This window comes from Methylobacterium indicum (assembly GCF_001043895.1).
Classification (GTDB): Bacteria; Pseudomonadota; Alphaproteobacteria; order Rhizobiales; family Beijerinckiaceae; genus Methylobacterium; species Methylobacterium indicum.
Window position 1 is genome coordinate 1 of the sequence record NZ_JTHF01000473.1, and the last position, 510, is coordinate 510.

General features: G+C 72.4%; 1 protein-coding gene. It reads left to right on the forward strand.

Annotation, left to right across the window (positions count from 1 at the left end; genetic code table 11):
• The coding region (locus QR78_RS31570; RefSeq protein ID WP_048431598.1) for a glycoside hydrolase family 19 protein at positions 1 to 510 on the forward strand (510 nt) is incomplete at both ends.

The following is a 510-nucleotide window of genomic DNA, read 5'->3' on the forward strand; positions in this document are numbered from 1 at the left end:
GGAAGCGGATGGAGCCGGTGCGCGAGGGCTTCGCCGAGACCGATGCCGGTGCCCGCGCCGCGGTGGCGAAACTGTTCAAGGCCGGCCGGATCTCGAAGAACTACGCCCTCCCGAACGCCGCGGGCGCGAGCTTCTACGGCCGCGGCGACGTCCAGCTGACGTTCGAGCGCAACTATGTCGCGATGGGCCGGATCCTCAATCTGCCGCTCGCCGCGAACCCCGACCTGGTGCTCGACCCGGCGGTGTCCGCCCGGGTGATGTGGGAGGGGCTGCTGCGGGGCGCCTCGAACCGCGGCGACTTCACCGGCAAGGCGCTCGAGGACTACATCTCGGGCACCCGCTGCGACTATGTCGGCGCCCGACGCACCGTGAACGGCACCGACAAGGCCGAGGTCATCGCGGGCTATGCCCGGGCGTTCGAGTCGGCGCTGATCGCCGACGGCGTGCCGGCGATGGCGCCTCGCCCACCGATCTACCCGCCCGCCGAGCCGCCCGCGGTCGCAGCAGCCC